Raw genomic sequence first — 5,180 nt, forward strand, 5'->3', positions numbered from 1 at the left:
AGCCAGCCCAGGCGCAGTTCAGGTCTCCCCCTCCCCTGCGAAGCGGGGGCAGGGGGCCGGGGGGAGGGGGCTCCCGCGGGATCGCGAGGCACCCCGTCGAACCCCGATCGAAGTTCCCCCCTCTCCCGGCGCAGGTTGCCGGGGGAGGGGCCGGGGGGGGGGCGGGGGGGAGGGGGAACCAGCTATCGCGAGCGCGGGAAACGAGTTAGGATACGGGATGCACAACATTCACGGAAAACGACCTCCGCGGGCCTCCACGCTCTCCGTTCGAATCGGCGCCGGGCTGGCCACGGCCGGGTGGGGGCTGCTGATCTGGATGTTCTGGCAGACGCTGCTGGTGGGCTTCACCTTTCAGATCGACCCGCGCCTGGCGATGGCTTGGACGGCCCTGGTGACGCTGATCTTCCTGCGCGTCTACGCCTGGGGCCCGCGCGCGCGGCGCATGCGGGCCCGGCTGCGCGTCCGGGGCCCGGGCCGAACGTGGAAGTGGCTGCTGGCGACGGTGCCGGCCATGATGGTGCTGCCGCACGCGCTGTGGGTGGCGCTGCTCTCGTTCGGGCTGGCGCGCGAGGCGCCCCTCCCGGACATGATCACCAGGTTCGCGGAAAAGCCGTACGGCGAGCTGGCCTTCTGGATCCTGGCGCTCGCCGCGCTGCCGCTGGTGGAGGAGTTCGCGTTCCGGGGATGGATCCAGCGGCCGCTGGAGCGGGTGATGGGGAGCGACGCCGCCATCGCCGCGTCGGCGCTGCTGTTTTCGCTGATGCACATGCAGGCCGACGCGTTCCCCGTGCGGCTGGCGGGAGGGCTGGTTCTGGGGTACGCCGTGTTCGCCAGCCGCTCGCTCTGGGCCGGGCTGGTGCTTCACGCGGCGTGGAACGCGGGCGTGCTCGCCATCACCCTGCTGGAGTGGCCGCCCGACCCCACGGGCAAGGGATGGGCGTGGGGCGCCCCGGCGGCCGCCGTCACCCTGGTGGCGATGGTGTGGTGCGCCTGGTGCGTCAAGAAGATGCAGGACGACGCGGGGCGGCCGCCGCTCGGCCGAGCAGCCGCCAGCGGCAGCCCCGTGGCGTCGTCGTGAGCCTCAGGCCTGGTGCTCGGGCCCGTACTCCTGCCGCAGCTCGTTGACCCACCCCGGCTGCGACAGCCCGCGGTCGACGAAGCCCCGGCCCACGCAGTCCAGCACGCACGTGGCGGTCTGGCCGCGCGACGCCTGCGGCAGGTCGTGAACGAGCACCGAGAGTGCCGCCGAGGCCACGTGCCGGTCTACCACATGGTCCAGCTTGGCCGCGTACTGCACGTACCAGTTGCGCAGCCGCCGCACCGTGGGCGAGTACGGGGCGGTGCCCAGCAGGAACTTCTTGAGCCCGGTGGGGCTCATCCCGATCTCCCTCGCCACGCTGCGCAGGGAGGTGTTCTCCACGCGCCCCGCGGCCGTCTCCCGCAGGTGCTTGATCGTGGCGCTTCGGGGATCACTGATCGTCTGGTCCTTCATGTTCGACATTCCCTATCCTGGGTGGAACCACGAGTGCAGTCGGCGCCGTTCCTACCACCTATTCTAATACCGAACATTTCCCGAAGCAAGGGCCGGCAGGTGCCGTAAAGGTGCACGCGGTGCACACTTAGCGCACATTCACAGGCCGGGGCCGCACTCCCTGCCGGTGCTAAACACCCCCCGCACAATCGGTTCGGACGGTGGCGGGTGCAGTGTGGACGGGCGTGAACTCCGATTTGTGGTCAGCTGTCTACTTTTGACCATGCGTGGCCGATTATGTGCGTCGGCACGGGCGCGGAAATCCGGATTCCCGTGTTCGGCATCCGCCGCCGGGAGCGCGTGGACCGGGGATTCTACGCTGGAAACGTTCCTCCCGCATCCCCCGATCTCGCCTCGTGCCGGATGCGTCCATTTGTAACGATCCTCAGGCCAGGACGCGCCGGGGCACTCCCCGGCACGGAACCGGCGCCCACGGCGCAGGATGAACCCCGAAGTGCCGGCCGCGGCGTCCGTGGCCCTCGTGACCCCGACCGAACCCATGCGCGCCGAAGAAACGCCCGCGGCTCCCGCCGCCACGACCGAACCTGCGCCCGCCGGCTGGCGCCCCGCCCTGCGTGCCGTCGGCCCGGGTGGGGACGATGCCACCGCGCCCGGGGCTCCCCCGCGCGCCGTGAGGCCGCAGCCCGTTCCTCCCGGTGCGGAGGTGGAGCACCCCTCGCTCTACTTCAACCGCGAGCTGGGGCTGCTGGACTTCAACTGGCGCGTGCTGCACCAGGCGCGCGACGAGCGCACGCCCCTGCTGGAGCGGGTGCGGTTCCTGGCCATCACCAGCGGCAACCTCGACGAGTTCTTCCAGAAGCGGGTGGGCGGGCTCAAGCGGCAGCTGATCGCCGGCGTGCAGACGCTGTCGCTGGACGGCCGCACTCCCGGCGAGCAGCTGGCCCTGGTGGCCGAGGCGGCGGCCGAGATGTACGCCGCCCTCGCCACGGCGTGGGACCACGAGCTGCGCCCGCGGCTGCGCGCCGAGGCCGACGTGGCCGTCTCCGACTGGGCCGAGCTGGACGCGGAGCAGCGCGCCGGACTGACGCGCTACTTCCGCGACAACATCTACCCGGTGCTCACCCCGCTGGCGGTAGACCCCGGGCACCCCTTTCCCTTCATCTCCAACCTCAGCCTGTCCCTGGCGGTGCTGATGCGCCACGCGGCGCGCAACACCATGCACTTCGCGCGCATCAAGGTGCCCACCACGCAGGGGCGCTGGGTGCCCGTGCCCAACTCGCCGCACAAGCACCACTTCATCCCCGTCGAGCAGGTGGTGCAGGCCAACGTGAGCGCGCTCTTTCCGGGGATGGAGGTCGTGGCGGCCAGTGCCTTTCGCGTCACGCGCAACGCCGACGTCGACCGCGACGACGACGAGGCCGAGGACCTGCTGGCGCTGATCTCCGAGGAGCTTCGCGAGCGGCGGTTCGCGCCCGTGGTGCGGCTGGAGGTGGAGCGGGGGATGCCCGACGAGGTGCGCGAGCTGCTGATCCGCGAGCTGGAGCTGGAAGCGTCGGACGTGTACGAGGCCGCCGACATGCTGGACCACGCCGAGTGCATGCTCCTGGCGGAGCTGGACCTGCCGCAGTTCCGCTACGAGCCGTGGGAGCCCGTGGTCCCAGAGCCGCTGCAGCACGAGGGAGAGACGGAGGACGAGGCCAACGTCTTTTCCATCCTGCGCCGTGGCGACGTCCTGGTGCACCATCCGTACGAGTCGTTCAACGCCAGCGTGCAGCGGCTGGTGGAAGAGGCGGCGGACGACCCGCACGTGCTGGCCATCAAGATGACGCTGTACCGCACCGGCGTGAAGTCGCCCGTGGTGCAGGCGCTGCTGCGCGCGGCGGAGCGGGGAAAGCAGGTGGCGGTGCTGGTGGAGGTGACGGCGCGCTTCGACGAGGCAAACAACATCGTGGGCGCGCAGATGATGGAAGACGTGGGCGTGCACGTTACCTACGGCCTGGTCGGGCTGAAGACGCACTCCAAGGTGACGCTGGTGGTGCGGCTGGAAGAGGGGCGGCCGCGCACGTACTGCCACGTGGGAACGGGCAACTACCACGCGAAGACTACCCGCGCCTACACCGACTTCGGGCTGCTGACGGCGAACCCGGAAATCGGCCGCGACCTGGTGAACTTCTTCCACTTCCTCACCGGCTACGCGCCCGACCAGCAGTACGACCGGCTGGTGGTGGCGCCGCGCGACATGCGGCGCGTGTTCGAGGAGCGCATCGAACGCGAGATCGCGGTGCAGGAGTCGGGGGGCACCGGGCGCATCATCGCCAAGCTCAACGCGCTGGACGATTTCGGGATGATCCGGGCGCTCTACCGCGCCTCGCAGGCGGGGGTGAGCATCGACCTGATCGTCCGCGGCCACTCGCGGCTGCGCCCGGGGCTGCCGGGGTACAGCGACAACATCCGCGTGGTGAGCATCCTGGGGCGGTTCCTGGAGCACGACCGCATCTACTACTTCGAGAACGGCGGCGACCCCGAGCTGTTCCTGGGCAGCGCCGATTGGCGGGGGCGCAACCTGAACGAGCGGGTGGAGACGATGGTCCCCGTGCTGGACCCGGCGCTGCGGGAGCGGATGGTGGAGGTGCTGCAGCTGGCGTTGCGCGACAACCGGCTGGCGTGGGACCTGGACGCCGACGGGCAGTACGTGCAGCGCCGCCCCGCCGCGGACGAGGACGAGATCAACTACCAGGAGCTGCTGATGCGCGACGCCGAGGCCCGCAGCCGTGCCGCGGGCGGGCGGCCGTGGGAGCTTTCGGTGTGAGGGGCGGGGAGTGCGTGAGTGCGTGAGTGCGTGAGTGCGTGAGTGCGTGAGTGCGTAAGTGCGCGGCGAAGCACACAGAAGCCCGGCGATGTCATCCCGATGGAGCGGCCAACGGGCACCTGCCCGTACTCCGAACTTCGCAGCGACTGAGGGATCCGCCACACACTCCGCGAGGCGCCCGGCACCTGCGGAGCCATCGGCACCCTGACACGTCCGTGCCCAGCCGGATTCAACCCGCCCCGGATTCTGGCCGGTCTCCCCCTCGTTCTCGGCCCCGGCTGGCGCGCCTGCCTTCGCACCGGCAACCGCCTTGGCGCCAGCCCCGGCACGGGCGACTGAAGTCGCTGCAACAACCACACGAAGTCCGCCTGCGCGGACTGGCTGGCCTGGGTGTGTGAAAGGTCGATGTGGCGCGTCCCGACTTCGTTCACAGGCCCGGCGTGGGGGATGGGCCGGTGCACGACCGCAGATGTGTGGCGGATCCCTCAGTCGCTGCGAGCTCTGGTGTGCGGGCTGGTTTTCCGGGGCCGCTCCATCGGGATGACATCGGGCGGCTTCGGCAGGTGCGGTGATGTTCACAGGCTGTGCTTCCGCAGTGAGTTATGCGTGGTGCACCAGACTGGCTCCCTTCCCCCGCGCAGTTTGCGGGGGAAGGGTTGGGGATGGGGGGCGCCGGCCCGAGCACCGGGCCTGGGTGCTTGGCCACGCGAGAAGCGGCGTCCGCGCTGTGTGGCCGGTCCCTCAGTCGCTGCGAGCTCTGCTGTACGGGCCAGGTTTTCCGGGGCCGCTCCATCGGGATGATATCGGCTGGCTTCGGCTGGTGCGGTGCGCGTCGGGCTTGCGCCGGGGGCGCGGGGGCCTGAGCTTGCTCGCGGCTTG

General features: G+C 70.5%; 3 protein-coding genes. 2 read left to right on the plus strand and 1 reads right to left on the minus strand.

Annotated features, from left to right (window positions below):
• Positions 1–217: 217 nt before the first annotated feature.
• On the plus strand, positions 218–1,078 hold the full coding sequence (locus VIB55_RS15540) for a type II CAAX endopeptidase family protein (protein ID WP_331877574.1): 861 nt from the start codon (positions 218–220) through the stop codon (positions 1,076–1,078).
• Positions 1,079–1,081: 3 nt separating this feature from the next.
• Here VIB55_RS15540 and VIB55_RS15545 read toward each other — a convergent pair whose 3' ends face one another.
• Positions 1,082–1,501 carry a hypothetical protein gene (locus VIB55_RS15545; RefSeq protein ID WP_331877575.1) on the minus strand — a complete coding sequence of 140 codons (420 nt, stop codon included), beginning with the start codon at positions 1,499–1,501 and terminating at the stop codon, positions 1,082–1,084.
• Between the two features lie 529 nt (positions 1,502–2,030).
• Here VIB55_RS15545 and ppk1 point away from each other — a divergent pair.
• Positions 2,031–4,301: a polyphosphate kinase 1 gene (ppk1, locus tag VIB55_RS15550; RefSeq protein ID WP_331877576.1), complete on the plus strand. Its 2,271-nt coding sequence runs from the start codon at positions 2,031–2,033 to the stop codon at positions 4,299–4,301.
• The last annotated feature ends 879 nt before the right edge of the window (positions 4,302–5,180 follow it).

The sequence above is a fragment of the Longimicrobium sp. genome (assembly GCF_036554565.1).
GTDB lineage: Bacteria > Gemmatimonadota > Gemmatimonadetes > Longimicrobiales > Longimicrobiaceae > Longimicrobium.